This is a genomic window from Nitrospirillum bahiense, assembly GCF_007828025.1.
GTDB classification, from domain to species: domain Bacteria; phylum Pseudomonadota; class Alphaproteobacteria; order Azospirillales; family Azospirillaceae; genus Nitrospirillum; species Nitrospirillum amazonense.
In genome coordinates this window covers 117,589-130,281 of record NZ_VITO01000004.1, presented here as the reverse complement: position 1 = coordinate 130,281, position 12,693 = coordinate 117,589, and the positions used below count along the sequence as shown (strand labels likewise).

At 67.3% G+C, this 12,693-nt stretch carries 16 protein-coding genes; 9 read left to right on the top strand and 7 right to left on the bottom strand.

Annotation, left to right across the window (positions count from 1 at the left end; genetic code table 11):
* Window positions 1–88 precede the first annotated feature (88 nt).
* The 8 genes from FBZ88_RS07435 to FBZ88_RS31280 all read left to right on the top strand — a co-directional run bounded on the left by FBZ88_RS07435 (window position 89) and on the right by FBZ88_RS31280 (window position 5,900).
* Entirely contained in the window at window positions 89–1,288 is a 1,200-nt protein-coding gene (locus FBZ88_RS07435; protein ID WP_145616116.1) for an MFS transporter, read from the top strand.
* A gap of 114 nt (window positions 1,289–1,402) precedes the next feature.
* Window positions 1,403–2,545 (top strand): catalase family peroxidase, encoded by a 1,143-nt coding sequence (locus FBZ88_RS07430; protein WP_145616115.1) that lies wholly within the window; start codon window positions 1,403–1,405, stop codon window positions 2,543–2,545.
* Window positions 2,542–3,081 carry a cytochrome b gene (locus tag FBZ88_RS07425; RefSeq protein ID WP_145616114.1) on the top strand — a complete coding sequence of 180 codons (540 nt, stop codon included), beginning with the start codon at window positions 2,542–2,544 and terminating at the stop codon, window positions 3,079–3,081. The genes FBZ88_RS07430 and FBZ88_RS07425 overlap by 4 nt, the downstream gene beginning before the upstream one ends.
* Before the next feature lie 30 nt (window positions 3,082–3,111).
* Window positions 3,112–3,678 (top strand): sigma-70 family RNA polymerase sigma factor, encoded by a 567-nt coding sequence (locus FBZ88_RS07420; protein ID WP_145616113.1) that lies wholly within the window; start codon window positions 3,112–3,114, stop codon window positions 3,676–3,678.
* Window positions 3,675–4,487, top strand: a complete 813-nt coding sequence (locus FBZ88_RS07415; protein WP_145616112.1) for an anti-sigma factor family protein — start codon at window positions 3,675–3,677, stop codon at window positions 4,485–4,487. The genes FBZ88_RS07420 and FBZ88_RS07415 overlap by 4 nt, the downstream gene beginning before the upstream one ends.
* Window positions 4,488–4,623: 136 nt before the next feature.
* Entirely contained in the window at window positions 4,624–5,082 is a 459-nt protein-coding gene (locus FBZ88_RS07410; RefSeq protein ID WP_145616111.1) for an SRPBCC family protein, read from the top strand.
* Window positions 5,075–5,416: an ArsR/SmtB family transcription factor gene (locus FBZ88_RS07405; protein ID WP_145616110.1), complete on the top strand. Its 342-nt coding sequence runs from the start codon at window positions 5,075–5,077 to the stop codon at window positions 5,414–5,416. Before FBZ88_RS07410 ends, FBZ88_RS07405 begins: the two co-directional genes overlap by 8 nt.
* A 139-nt stretch (window positions 5,417–5,555) precedes the next feature.
* Window positions 5,556–5,900 (top strand): hypothetical protein, encoded by a 345-nt coding sequence (locus tag FBZ88_RS31280; RefSeq protein WP_145616109.1) that lies wholly within the window; start codon window positions 5,556–5,558, stop codon window positions 5,898–5,900.
* Window positions 5,901–5,947: 47 nt separating this feature from the next.
* On the opposite strand, the gene FBZ88_RS07395 is transcribed toward FBZ88_RS31280, so the two are convergent.
* Window positions 5,948–6,868 (bottom strand): bestrophin family protein, encoded by a 921-nt coding sequence (locus FBZ88_RS07395; RefSeq protein WP_145616108.1) that lies wholly within the window; start codon window positions 6,866–6,868, stop codon window positions 5,948–5,950.
* 317 nt (window positions 6,869–7,185) lie between these two features.
* Here FBZ88_RS07395 and FBZ88_RS07390 point away from each other — a divergent pair, with 317 nt between their 5' ends.
* The gene (locus tag FBZ88_RS07390) at window positions 7,186–7,515 is read left to right on the top strand and encodes a hypothetical protein (RefSeq protein WP_145616107.1); all 330 of its coding nucleotides are present in this window, start codon (window positions 7,186–7,188) and stop codon (window positions 7,513–7,515) included.
* A gap of 40 nt (window positions 7,516–7,555) precedes the next feature.
* On the opposite strand, the gene FBZ88_RS07385 is transcribed toward FBZ88_RS07390, so the two are convergent.
* The 6 genes from FBZ88_RS07385 to FBZ88_RS07360 all read right to left on the bottom strand — a co-directional run bounded on the left by FBZ88_RS07385 (window position 7,556) and on the right by FBZ88_RS07360 (window position 12,666).
* Complete coding sequence (locus FBZ88_RS07385) at window positions 7,556–8,488, bottom strand: MotA/TolQ/ExbB proton channel family protein (protein WP_145616106.1); 933 nt, start codon at window positions 8,486–8,488, stop codon at window positions 7,556–7,558.
* Entirely contained in the window at window positions 8,485–8,796 is a 312-nt protein-coding gene (locus tag FBZ88_RS07380; protein ID WP_145616105.1) for a PadR family transcriptional regulator, read from the bottom strand. Before FBZ88_RS07380 ends, FBZ88_RS07385 begins: the two co-directional genes overlap by 4 nt.
* 30 nt (window positions 8,797–8,826) lie before the next feature.
* On the bottom strand, window positions 8,827–9,687 hold the full coding sequence (motA, locus tag FBZ88_RS07375) for a flagellar motor stator protein MotA (protein ID WP_088871686.1): 861 nt from the start codon (window positions 9,685–9,687) through the stop codon (window positions 8,827–8,829).
* Between the two features lie 115 nt (window positions 9,688–9,802).
* On the bottom strand, window positions 9,803–10,831 hold the full coding sequence (locus tag FBZ88_RS07370; protein ID WP_186464259.1) for an agmatine deiminase family protein: 1,029 nt from the start codon (window positions 10,829–10,831) through the stop codon (window positions 9,803–9,805).
* A 96-nt stretch (window positions 10,832–10,927) separates the two neighbouring features.
* The gene (locus tag FBZ88_RS07365) at window positions 10,928–11,758 is read right to left on the bottom strand and encodes an ABC transporter permease subunit (protein ID WP_145616104.1); all 831 of its coding nucleotides are present in this window, start codon (window positions 11,756–11,758) and stop codon (window positions 10,928–10,930) included.
* Window positions 11,755–12,666 (bottom strand): ABC transporter permease subunit, encoded by a 912-nt coding sequence (locus tag FBZ88_RS07360; protein ID WP_145616406.1) that lies wholly within the window; start codon window positions 12,664–12,666, stop codon window positions 11,755–11,757. Before FBZ88_RS07360 ends, FBZ88_RS07365 begins: the two co-directional genes overlap by 4 nt.
* Window positions 12,667–12,693: the final 27 nt, after the last annotated feature.

Here is a 12,693-nt window from a genome sequence, read left to right as displayed (position 1 = left end):
CTGCTGCAACGCAGCATGACAGCGCTTACCTATTTTCGGCGATGCTAAGGGCATCCACGATAGCATCGCCGATTCCGGAGTGGTTCCAGTGCCCTTGCCCCTGCTCGCCCTCGCCATCGCCTCCTTCGGCATCGGCACGACCGAGTTCGTGATCATGGGCATGCTGCCGGATCTGGCGCAGGATCTGCGCGTCACCATCCCGCAGGCCGGCATGCTGGTCACCGCCTATGCCTTGAGCGTGGTGGTGGGCGCCCCCATCCTGGCGGTATCGACCGCGCGGCTGCCGCGCAAGAGCGCGCTGATCGGCCTGATGGGCATCTTCATCTTCGGCAACTTCTGCTGCGCCGTGGCGCCCACGTACGGACTGCTGATGACGGCGCGCATCATCACCGCCCTGTCGCACGGCACCTTCTTCGGCATTGGCGCCGTGGTGGCGGCCGGTCTGGTGCCGCGGCACAAGCGCGGCCAGGCCATCTCCCTCATGTTTTCCGGCCTGACGCTGGCCAACGTGCTGGGTGTGCCCCTGGGTACGGCGCTGGGGCATGAGCTGGGCTGGCGCGCCACCTTCTGGGCCGTGGTCGCCATCGGCGTCATCGCCGCCGCCGCCCTGGCCCTGTGGCTGCCGCGCGGCCTGCCCGGCAGCAGCGGCGGCAGCCTGCTGGGCGAGTTCCGCGTGCTGGGCCGCCCCCAGGTCGCCATGGCCATGATGATCAGCGTCATCTCCTCCGCCAGCCTGTTCAGCGTGCTGACCTACATCACCCCGCTGCTGGAGCGTGTCACCGGCTTCACCCCCGACCAGGTCACCTACGTCCTGCTGTTGTTCGGCGTGGGGCTGACGGTGGGCAACCTGGTGGGTGGGCGCCTGGCCGACTGGAAGATGATGCCCGTGGTCATGACCACCTTCGGCATCATCACCCTGATCCTGGTGGCCTTGGTGTGGACCAGCGCCACGCCCCTGGGCGTCGTGCCCACGCTGGTGCTGTGGGGCATCGCCGCCTTCTCCGTCGGATCCCCCTTGCAGATGCGGGTGGTGGACCAGGCGCGCGGCGCGCCCAACCTGGCGTCCACCCTGAACCAGGGCGCCTTCAACATGGGCAACGCGCTGGGCGCCTGGTTCGGCGGCATCGCCATCGACCATGGCGTGGCCTACGGGAATTTGCCCTGGTTGGGCGCCGGCCTGGCCGTCTGTGCCCTCAGCCTGACCGCCATCGCAGCCGCCACGGACAAGGGCGGCACACATGCAGATGGTGTGCAGGACGACGACGCCTGCCCCGGATTCGCGCATTGACGTCGCTTCGGTAAAAAATTTTCGCCCCGCCTGGAATAATCCACCGGCGGCGGCGTCAATGGGGGGTGCGGCCCCCTTGGGGGCCCGTTTCCACGGCCGAAAGGGACCCCGCCCATGCCTGGCTATAGAGTTCAGGACATCCTCAGCCGCCGCAGCCTGGTTTCGCTGCTGGCCATCGCCGCCGTCGCGGGCGGGGCCACCGCCGCCTTCGCCTATGCCGGCGGCTGGTTGACGCCCGGCCGGCTGCAGCCGGCCCAGATCGTGAACGCGCTGGAGGGCCATGACGGCAAACATGAGGGCTTCCGTCGCGCCCACGCCAAAGGGCTATGCGTGGTCGGCCATTTCGACGGCAACGGCCAAGGCCTTGCCCTCAGCAAGGCCAGCCTGTTCCGCCAGGCCACCACCCCGGTCATCGGCCGCTTCTCGCTGGCCGGCGGCGTACCCAACGCCGGTGATGGCCGCATCACCTTCCACAGCCTGGCGCTGAAGTTCGACCTGCCGCGGGGCGAACAATGGCGCATGGCGCTGAACCATGTGCCCGTGTTCCCCGTGGCCACGCCGCAGGCGTTCCTGGACTTCCAGCTGGCGACCACGCCCGATCCCGCCACCGGCAAGCCCGACCCGGCCAAGGTGCAGGCCTATATGGCCCAGCATCCGGAGACCAAGGCCTTCGCCGACTACATGGCCAAGACCCCCCTGCCCAGCAGCTTCGCCAACGCCAACTACAACAGCGTCGACGCCTTCCGCTTCACCAACGACCAGGGCCAAACCCGGGTGGTGCGCTGGATTTTCACGCCCGAGGCGCCGTTCGAAGAGCTGGACAAGGCGACGCTGGCCGACCGCCCGCGCGACTTCCTGTTCGATGAGGTCGCCGGGCGCCTGGCCCAGGGCCCGCTGGTCTGGCACCTGTCCGTCATCCTGCCCAACGCCGGCGACCCCACGGACGACGCCACCAAGCCCTGGCCGGACGATCGCCAACGGGTGGAGGTCGGCACCCTGACCATCGACCGCGCGGTGACCGAGGATGACGGCCCCTGCCGCGACGTGAACTTCGACCCCACCATCCTGCCCGCCGGCGTGTCGCCCTCCGACGATCCGCTGCTGGCCGCACGTTCCTCCGTCTACGCCGTGGGCTACACCCGCCGCACGGGTGAACCCGCGGCCGCCAGCGCGCTGGCCACCGACAAGGCCTTCCCCGCCCCCGCTACCCATCAACCCGCTGCCAGCCAGCCCGCCGCCAAGGAGTCCGCGCAATGAAGTCGACCACGTTCAGCGGCGCCGCCCGGCTGCTGCATTGGCTGATGGCCGTCCTGATCATCGCCATGCTGTTCATCGGCGTGGGCATGGTCTCCACCGTCGGGGCCAGCCACAACTGGCTGGTGCCGCTGCACAAGTCGGTGGGCGTCACCCTGTTGCTGCTGGTGCTGATCCGCCTGGCCGTGCGGGCCACCAGGGGCACGCCGCCGCTGCCGGCGGACATGCCGGCGCCGCAGAAGGCCGTCGCCCACCTGTCGCACCTGGTGCTGTACGCCCTGATGATCGCCCTGCCGCTGGTGGGCTGGTCCATGCTGTCGGCCGGCGGCTACCCCATCACCGTCTGGGGTGCCGTGCACCTGCCGCCGCTGCTGTCGCCGGACAGGGGGCTGTACGCGTCCCTGCGCCACCTGCACACCTATCTGGCGTACGCTTTGTTCCTCACGGTGATCGCCCACTTGTCCGCCGCCCTGATGCATGGCCTCATTTTCAGGGATGGCGTGTTCCAGAGCATGGCGGCCTGGCGCACCCGTCGCTGACGGTGGACTCCGGACCGAGGGATGCGTGCCATGAACGACATGATGCTGCTGGTCGAGCCGCTGATTCCTCCGCTCAGGCGCTACGCCCGGGCGCTGGTGAAGGATCACGCCACGGCGGACGATCTGGTGCAGGATTGTCTGGAGCGGGCCATCACCCGCTGGCACCAGCGGCGGCAGGACGGTGACGCCCGCACCTGGCTGTTCACCATCCTGCACAACCTGGCCGTCAGCCACATGCGCCAGAACCGGCGGCGCGGCAGCCACGTCACCCTGGACGACGGGGTGGATGAGGCCATGATCGCCCGGCCCGCGACGCAGGAGGACGCGCTGCACCACGCCGATGTGATGCAGGCCCTGCAAACCCTGCCGGAGGATCAGCGCAGCGTGCTGTTGCTGGTGTCGGTGGAAGACCTGACCTATGCCGAAGCGGCGCGGGTTCTGGACATCCCCATCGGCACCGTCATGTCCCGCCTGGCCCGGGCGCGGGAAAAGCTGTTGCAGAAGATGGAGGGCGCCCCCGCGCAGGAGACTGCGAAGGGCGGCGCCACCATCCATCGCCCCGTTTTCGGCGCTGGAATTTTCAGGAGAGTGAAATGAACGCCGGCCGCCCCATCACCGAGGAAGATTTCCAGGCCTACGTCGACCATGCCCTGGACGAGCGGCGCCGGGAGGAGGTTGAGGAGTACCTGTCCACCCACCCCGACGCCGCCCGGCGGGTGGCCGCCTACGCCGCCCAGCGTGAGGCCCTGCGCGCCGCCCTGGCCCCCATCGCGGAAGAGCCGGTGCCCGACCACCTGAACCTGGCCCGCCTGGTCGAGGCGCGGCAACACCGGCAGGCGCGCTCGTGGCTGTCCGCTCCGGGGGCCGGCCCCTGGCGCAACATCGCCGCCGCCGTGGCCCTGGTGCTGATCGGCGGGGCCGGCGGCTGGTCCATGCACGGCATCACCGCCGGCAAGGCGTCGATGAACCCTGAGACCATGCTGACGCAGGAGGCCATGGACAATTACCGCGTCTACGCCGCCGACGCCGCGCGACCGGTGGAGATGCACGCGGGCGAGCAGGAGCAGCTGCTGCGCTGGGTGTCGCAGCGGCTGGACCGCAAGGTGGCGGTGCCCGACCTGTCGGCCTCGGGCTACCGGTTCATGGGCGGGCGCCTGGTCGCCACCGCCCACGGCCCGGGCGCCATGTTCTTCTACGACGACAGCAGCGGCAACCGCATCGCCATGCTGGTGCGGCCCATGAAGCAGGACGGCGACGCCCCCATGACGGAACACCAGAAGGACGATGTCGGCGGCGTCACCTGGTGCAATCGCGGCATGGGCTACAGCCTGGTGGCCGACGCCTCGGCCCAGGCGCTGCACCCCCTGGCGGACGAGGCGCGACGGCAGCTGCGCACGAAGATTTGAGCTTTCTCGGGCATGGCGGCGAACCAAACGTCGCCCCCGCGCTTATACAGATCGGTTACTGGACCAGAACGGCAACCACCAGGTTGCCGTTTTTGTTTGGGCAGGCTATAAAACAGCAACCAGGAGGTTGCGCAAAATGTCCGATCATATTCGCAAATATATCGAATTGAAGGCCCCCATCGCCCGGGTATGGCGCGCCCTGACCGACCACGATGAATTCGGCACCTGGTTCAGGGTCAAGCTGGACGGGCCCTTCGTTCCAGGGCAGGACGCCACCGGCCGTATCACCCACCCCGGCTATGAGCATGTGAAGTGGCGGGCCACCGTGGTGCGGATGGAGGAACCGCACCTGTTCTCCTTCACCTGGCATCCCTATGCCGTGGATCCGGAGAAGGATTATTCCAGCGAAACACCGACCCTGGTGGAATTCAAGCTGGAGGAGCGGGACGGTGGCACCCTGCTGACCATCACTGAAAGCGGCTTCGACACCCTGCCCGACCATCGCCGGGTGGAGGCGCTGCGCATGAACGAGGGCGGGTGGACGGCCCAGGCGCACAACATCCGCGCCCATATCGAGGGGCCGCTGGATGACTGAGGCCGTCGCGGCGGCCAACCCCGCCGCCAACCCCGCCACGGTCTTCGCCGCCCTGGGCGATCCCACCCGCCTGTCCCTGCTGTCCCGCCTCAGCGATGGCCACGCGCGGTCCATCGCCGCCCTGTCGGCCGACACCACCCTGACCCGCCAGGCGGTAACCAAGCATCTGCACGTGCTGCAGGATGCCGGCCTGGTGGCCTGCGTGCGGGTGGGCCGGGAAAGCCGCTTCGCCTTCCAGCCGGAGCCGGTGGCGGCGGCGCGCGGCTATCTCGACGCCGTATCGGCACAGTGGGACGACGCGCTGTCCCGCCTGCGCGCCTTCGTGGAAGGCTGAGTTTTTCCGCTCCTCAAAAAAATTCAAAAAAATTTGCGTGCCCGGGAATAAAGCGACCCGGCCGGCGTCTTATTGGCATCCCCAGTGCGGGAAAAACCAAACCCCCTCAACGCGATGTCAAATTAAAGGAGCTTAGGCCATGAACACCCGGACTCTGTCTGCGTCGATCAGGATCACCGTCGCCGCCGCCCTGATGGGCCCCGCCACCCTGGTCGCCCCGGCCTTCGCCGCCCCGGCCGCCACCCCCGAGGCCACCACCATCCAGCACACCTGTGAACAGACCCTGGGCCTGACCGTCAACGACAGCGGCTACGCCGCCTGCGTCGCCACGCTGACCCAGGCGCGCGCCACCAGCACCCAGCCGCAGACGCCCGCCAACACCGCCTGCGCCGACGTGGGCCTGGCTCCCGGCAGCGCCGACTACGGCCGTTGCGTCGCCAACCTGGACGGCGCGTTGAACCAAGTGCTGCTGGCCCCGAACTGACCACCTTCCGGCCCCGCGCCCTATTCCAGGGCGCGGGCCGCCGGCGGTCACATCAGCACGTGGCCCTTGGGCTGCGGCAGGGATGGCAGGTCCGTCTCCCCCAAGGCCTCGCGCAAATTGATCTCCATGGTGTCGGCCAGGGCCTCGATGGGCAGGGCGTTGAGCCGGGTGCCGAACGGCTCCTCCAGTTCGTCCCCCAAGGCATCCAGGCCGAAGAAGGTGTAGGCCACCAGCCCGGTGATGAAGGGCGTGCCCCAGTGCAGGACGTCGGCGAAGCCGAAGGGCAGCAGGAAGCAGAACAGATAGGCCGTGCGATGCAGCAACAAGGTGTAGCCGAAGGGAACCGGCGTGTTGCGAATGCGCTCGCACGCCGCCAGGACGGCCGACATGCGACCCAGCGTGCCCTCCAGCACCGTGTATTGGATGTCGCTGACATGGCCGCCGGCCAGCAGCTCCGCCAGCACCTGGCCCATCTGGCGCAGCAGGAAATCCGGCCGGTTGCGGGAGGATTCGAAGCCCGCCAACTGGCCGGCCGACAGGAAGCGACGGGGCTTGGTGGCGTCGCCGCCGGGCCGCAGATGGCAGACCAGGGCGTGGCCGAAGGCCATGGCCAGGCGCAACAGCTGGCGCCGCGCGGCTCTCGGCGCGCCGTCCCGGTCCAGCATCAGCGTCTGCCGGCCCAGGTCGCGCACGGCATAGAGCAGTTGCCCCCAATCCTTGCGCGCCTCCCACCAGCGGTCGTAGCAAGCGTTGTTGCGGAAGCCCAGGAACACCGACAAGGCAATGCCCAGCAAGGCAAAGGGCGCGCCATTGAAGGCGGGCGCCCAGCCCGGATGGGTGGTGCGCACCCATACCACACCCGCCGACAGCACGAAGATGACCAGCACCTGGGGCAGGATGCGCAGAACGATGGAGCCCCGCAGGATGAAGAACAGCCGCAGCAGGCCGGGCCGGTCCCGGACGATCATGGTGGATGCTTTCCATTGACTGACGCCGGCGACAGCCAGCGGCACCTAGGACGATGCGCCCGCCGCCGCGCCGAATCCAAACGCAAAATCAGGCAGCTGCCATCCGTATCCTTGAGTCAGGTGCCTTAATGGTGGCAGTCCAGCGGGAATATAAAAAGAAAGCCGGATTGTACAAATATTCACAAAAATAACATCAGTGATTGTTCCATAAACAACTGAATTATCCAATCCAGTAAACGACCCTACCCTTACAAAAGACTCACACACCCATAGCGTGCCGGATGCGTGGCACGCCCAACCCTGAAGGATATCATGCTATGTTGAAATCTTCCGTTGTCGCGATCGCCGCCCTGGTCGCCTTGGCCGCCCAGCCGGTCCTGGCCGCCGACGCCACGCCGACCGTCACCGTGCATCCGTCGATCGACCGCGCCTGCCAGGACGCCCTGCACGTCAGCCCCGCCGACACCCAGTACGCCGCCTGCGTCGCCAGCCTCAAGGAGACGCTGTCCATGACCAAGAAGATGCACGAGCAACGCAGCCAGACCGCCTGCACCGAAGCCGGCCTGACCGCCGGCACGGAAGCCTACGACCGCTGCGTCACCAACCTGAGCGGCGCGCTGCAGCAGGCCCAGACGACGGTCAATTGATGAGCGACCGCACACCCTGGCCGCCAGACGAGGCGCACCTTCAGCGCACCTCGGCGGCCAGGGCGGCGCCAATGCGGCGATAGACCGCCATGTCATCCTCGACATCGTGGGCAAACCGATCCGCTAGGGGGCGCACCACCCCCTTGGCGCAGACTAGGCCAAAACCGATACCCACCAGAGCCCCGGCCACCAAAGGGCCAAAAACCTCCGGTCGGCCCAGCACGTCCAGCGCCTTCATGACACCCATCAGCGTCGTCACCAGCCCCATCCAAACCAACGCATCACCATAGCGTCGCAACACCGCCTCAGGCCGCGACCGCGCCACCTGGATGCCTTCCAGCACGGGCCCAAGCGGTTGCTTGGCCAGGCCGGCCGCCATCACCATCCGCACATGCGGATCGTGCAGCAGGGTGGGATAGGCGCCGAACATCGACCGGCCGAGCGGCAGGCTCAATTCGCGTCGCACCAGATCCGGACTGTCGCCCTGACACAGCGCCGCCATCAGTTGGGCTAAGAAGTTCTCCAGCTCATCCGGCCCCAGCCGCGCTTGCCTTGAGCCAGCCAGGACGACGCGTAGGGCCGCAATCACGCCGTCATCCCCCCTGCGCCGGCCGATGGCCATCACCGCCCAGGCACCGGCCAGAACAGTGAAACCGCAGCCGGGCAAAGCATGCAGGATCACCGTCGTCCGCCCACCAAACACGGCGTCGAGACCGATCAGCAGCAACGGCAGCAGCACCATCCGTACGACCATGCCACCGGACACGGACGCGGCGGTACCTAGGCGCTCACGATACCCCGCCATCACACAGCCCAGGGCCCAGCGCAAAAGGCCGTCCCCATCGGCCATGCCGTCCACCTCCGCCCGCATGGCCTCCCCCCAGGCGGCGCGGTGCGTCGGCAGGCTATCGGCTGCGTGACGGGTGAGCGCGCGGGCCAACCGCCGACGCAGCGGGGCAACAAGGGCGGTCATGCCGGCACCGTCCCATCCGCACCGTCGGCAGCCTTCTCCTCTGGCAGCGCCAGCTCTCGCGCCAGCGCCGCCCCTTCCGCCGTCAGGCGATAGGCATGGCGGGGCGGCAGGCCGGGCCGGGTAGCCTCCTCCCACCGCGCGGCCATCAGCCCCTGGTCATGCAGGCGCATGAGCAGGGGGTATAGGGTGCCGGACTTCAATCCCGTCTCCTTGGACAAGTCATAGCCGTGGCGCCAGTCCAGCGGGCGTTCCAGCAAGGCCACGAACAGCAGCCGGGTTTGACGAGAGATATTGGGACGTCGGGGCATGGGGCGGTTCCTTGGTACGGCCGGCCACCGTCAAGCGACGGCCGCCAGCGCCTCCTCCAACTCATAGAATTTGGGCATGTGTTCAGTGGGGATTTCCTTGCGCGCCGCCTCGATGGACACCTGGGGGGCGTAGCCCGCCAGGTGGGCGGTGATGGCAGCCCGCACCACATGGCGGAAGCGGTTCTCCTCCTCCGCGATGCCGCGCAGGCGGGCGGCCACCGGCGCCACGATGCAATAAGCCAGGAAGATGCCCATAAAGGTGCCCACCAGCGCATGGCCGATCAGCCCGCCGAGGACCTCCGGCGGCTCGGTGATCGATCCCATGGTCTTGATGACGCCCAGGACCGCCGCGACGATGCCCAGCGCCGGCATGCCGTCCGCCATGACAGAAAAGGCGTGCGCGGGGTGCAAATCCTCATGCCGCGCCTTTTCAATCTCCCGTTCCATCAGGGCATCCAGTTCCAGCGGGCTGTCCACACCGGTGGAGAACATGCGCATATAGTCGGTAATGAACTCCACCGTCGCCACGTCGCGCAACACCAGGGGATGAGCGTTGAAAAGACTGCTCTCGAACGGCTTTTCGATATGCTGTTCGATGGACAACACACCCTTGGTCTTGATGGATCTCAGCATGCGGTACAGCAGGGCCAGCAGATCCATGTACTCGCGCTTGCCGTAGCGGGCGCCCCGAAAGATGCGCTTCACCGCCGCGGTGGAATGGCGGATGACATCGGTGCTGTTGGCGGTGAGGAAGGCGCAGACGGCGGCGCCACCGATGGTCACCACCTCCCCCGGCAGAGCATCCAGGATAACCGCAATCTTGCCGCCGCCGACTGCGTATGACCCGAACACGCACAGGAACACGGCCCCCAGGCCGATCATGGCGAACATGCCCTCTCCCCATCCCGCCCCGTAACCGGGAATGGCACATTATCAACATATGTAGAGTTTATGAGTCAACACGGGCAGCCAAGGTTTTTCCTTGGCTACCAAGGGCGTTGTCGCGTCAGGGCTTGGGCTGCTGCTGGGTGATGCAATGGATGCCGCCGCCGCCGCGCACGATGTCCAGCGCCGGGACCTGCACGATCTGGCGGTCGGGGTAGAGGCGGCTGAACAGCTTGGCGGCCTCCGCGTCCATGGGGTCTTCGAAGGCGGGCAGGACCACGCCGCCGTTGGCCAGGTAGAAGTTGGTGTAGGATAGGGTCAGGCGCACGCCCGCCTGTTCCTGGCGCGCCGGCGTGCGCAGGGTGACGATGTCCAACTCCCGCCCCTGGGCGTCGGTCGCCATGGACAGCCGCTCGATATTGTCCTGGAAGGTGTCGAAGTTGGGATCGTCGGGATCGTCCGTGGTCATGGCCAGCACCAGGCCCGGGCGGATGAAGCAGGCGATCTCATCAATGTGGCCGTCGGTTTCGTCCTGCTCATACCCCCTGCCCAGCCAGATGATCTGGCGAATCCCCAAAAAGTCGCGCAAGTGCCCCTCGATCTCCCCCCGCGTCAGGCCGGGGTTGCGGTTGGGGTTCAGCAGGCATTCCTCGGTGGTGATCAGCGTGCCCTCGCCATCCACATGGAAGGAGCCGCCCTCCATGATCAGCGGCGCCTTGAAGCGGGGAAGTCCCAAGCCCTTCAGGATTTCCGCCGCCACCTGGGTGTCGGCCGCGAAATCATCGTAGTTGCGGCCCCAGGCGTTGAAATCCCAGTCCACCCCACCGATGCCGCCCTTGCCATCGATGACGAAGCTGGGGCCATTGTCGCGGATCCAGCTGTCGGACAGTGGCACCGGGATGACGCTGACGGGCGCGCCCGAGCACAGGATGGAGGCGTCGGCCACCTCCCCCGGCGGGGCCACGATGGTCACCGGCTCGAACTGCGCGATGGCCTTGGCCACGGCGGCATAGGCCCGGCGGGCGGCGTCCAGCCCGTTGGGAAATGTTTCCGCCCGGTTGGGCCAGGCCATCCAGCAGCGGTCGTGCGGGTGCCACTCGCCGGGCATGACAAAGCCCGCCGCAGCGGGGGAACCGGGGGTGTAGGTCATGGCGTCCGATCCTCCACCGCCCCGGATCGGGGCGGTTGCAAAGAATAGTATTCCGCCTGTGCTACAGGCTGGCAATCAGCGCTTTGGATGAGAGGGTCAGACCCGCCCCGCCTGGCTTTCCTCACGCTCGCGGATGCGGGCGCGGCGGGCCTCCAGGAAACCCGCCAGGCCGATGCCGGTGGCGACCACCGCCACCACGATGGTGGCCAGCGCGTTGATCTCCGGCTTCAGGCCCAGACGGATGGAGGAGAAGACGATCATCGGCAGGGTGGTGGAACCGGGGCCGGAGACGAAGCTGGTGATGACCAGGTCGTCCAGCGACAGGGTGAAGGCCAGCAGCCAGCCCGAGACGATGGCGGGCGCGATGATGGGCAGGGTGATGACGAAGAACACCTTGGCCGGCCGCGCGCCGAGATCCATCGCCGCCTCCTCCAGCGAGGCGTCCATGCTGACCAGGCGCGACTGGATGACCACGGCCACGAAGGACATGGTGAAGGTGATGTGCGCCAGGACGATGGTCAGCACCCCACGTCCCGCCGGCCAGCCGATCAGCTGCTCCGCGCTGACGAACAGCAGCAGCAGCGCCAAGCCCATGATGACCTCAGGCATGACCAGGGGGGCGGAGATCATGCCGGCGAACAGCGCCCGGCCGCGGAAGGCGCCGAAGCGGGCCAGCATCAGGCCGGCCACCGTGCCCAGCACCACGGCGCCGCAGGCGGTGGCGAAGGCGATGCGCAGCGACAGCCACGCCGCCTCCAGCATCTGCCCATCCTGGATCAGCTCGTGGTACCAGCGCAGGGAGGCGCCGGTCCAGACGGTCAGCGAGCGGTTGTCGTTGAAGGAATAGACCACCAGCAAAAGAATGGGCAGGTACAGGAAGGCCAGGCCGACGCCCAGCAGCACCATCGGCAGGCGGGACTTTTTCATCGGGCGGCCCCCTTGTCCTGGTCGCGGCCCTGGAAGTGCTGGAAGATCATGATGGGGCCCACCAGGAAGGCCAGCAGGGCGATGGCGACCGCCGAGGCCGAGGGCCAGTCACGGCTGTTGAAGAACAGGTTCCACAGCTCACGCCCGATCATGAGCGTGTCGGACCCGCCCAGCAGCGAGGGGATGACGAACTCACCCACCGCCGGGATGAACACCAGCAGCGAGCCCGCCACGATGCCCGGCAGCGACAGCGGCAAGGTGATGGTCAGGAACGCCTTCCAAGGCTTGGCGCCCAGGTCGGCCGCCGCCTCCAGCAGAGTATGGTCCATCTTCTCCAGCGTCGCGTACAGCGGCAGGATCATGAAGGGCAGGTAGGAATAGGTGATGCCGATATAGACCGCGAGGTCCGTGTACAGGATCTTCAACGGTTCATGGATGATGCCGAGGCTGAGCAGCAGGTTGTTCAACAGCCCCTCGTCCTTCAGGATGCTCATCCACGCGTAAACGCGGATGAGGAAGCTGGTCCAGAACGGCAGGATGATCAGCATCAGCAACGGCCCGCGCCGCTTCTCCGGCGCCGTGGCGATGGCGTAGGCCATGGGGTAGCCGATGAAGAGGCAGCACAGCGTCGAGACGAAGGCGATCTTCAGCGAGTTCAGATAAGCCAGCAGGTACAGGTCGTCGTCGAACAGCGCCTGGAAGCCGCTGAAGCGGATGTGCACGTCCAGCCCGCCGTCCACCCACCCGATCAGCTTGGTGAAGGGCGGGATGCCCACCGCCGGCTCCGCCACGCTGATCTTGAGCACGATCAGGAAGGGGATGAAGAAGAACAGGACCAGCCAGGCGTAGGGGCCCAGGATGACGCCCCCCCGGCCGGTGAGGCCCAGGCGGCGGGTGACGCGCAGCACATGGTCCTTCACAGTGCGCGGCGCCAG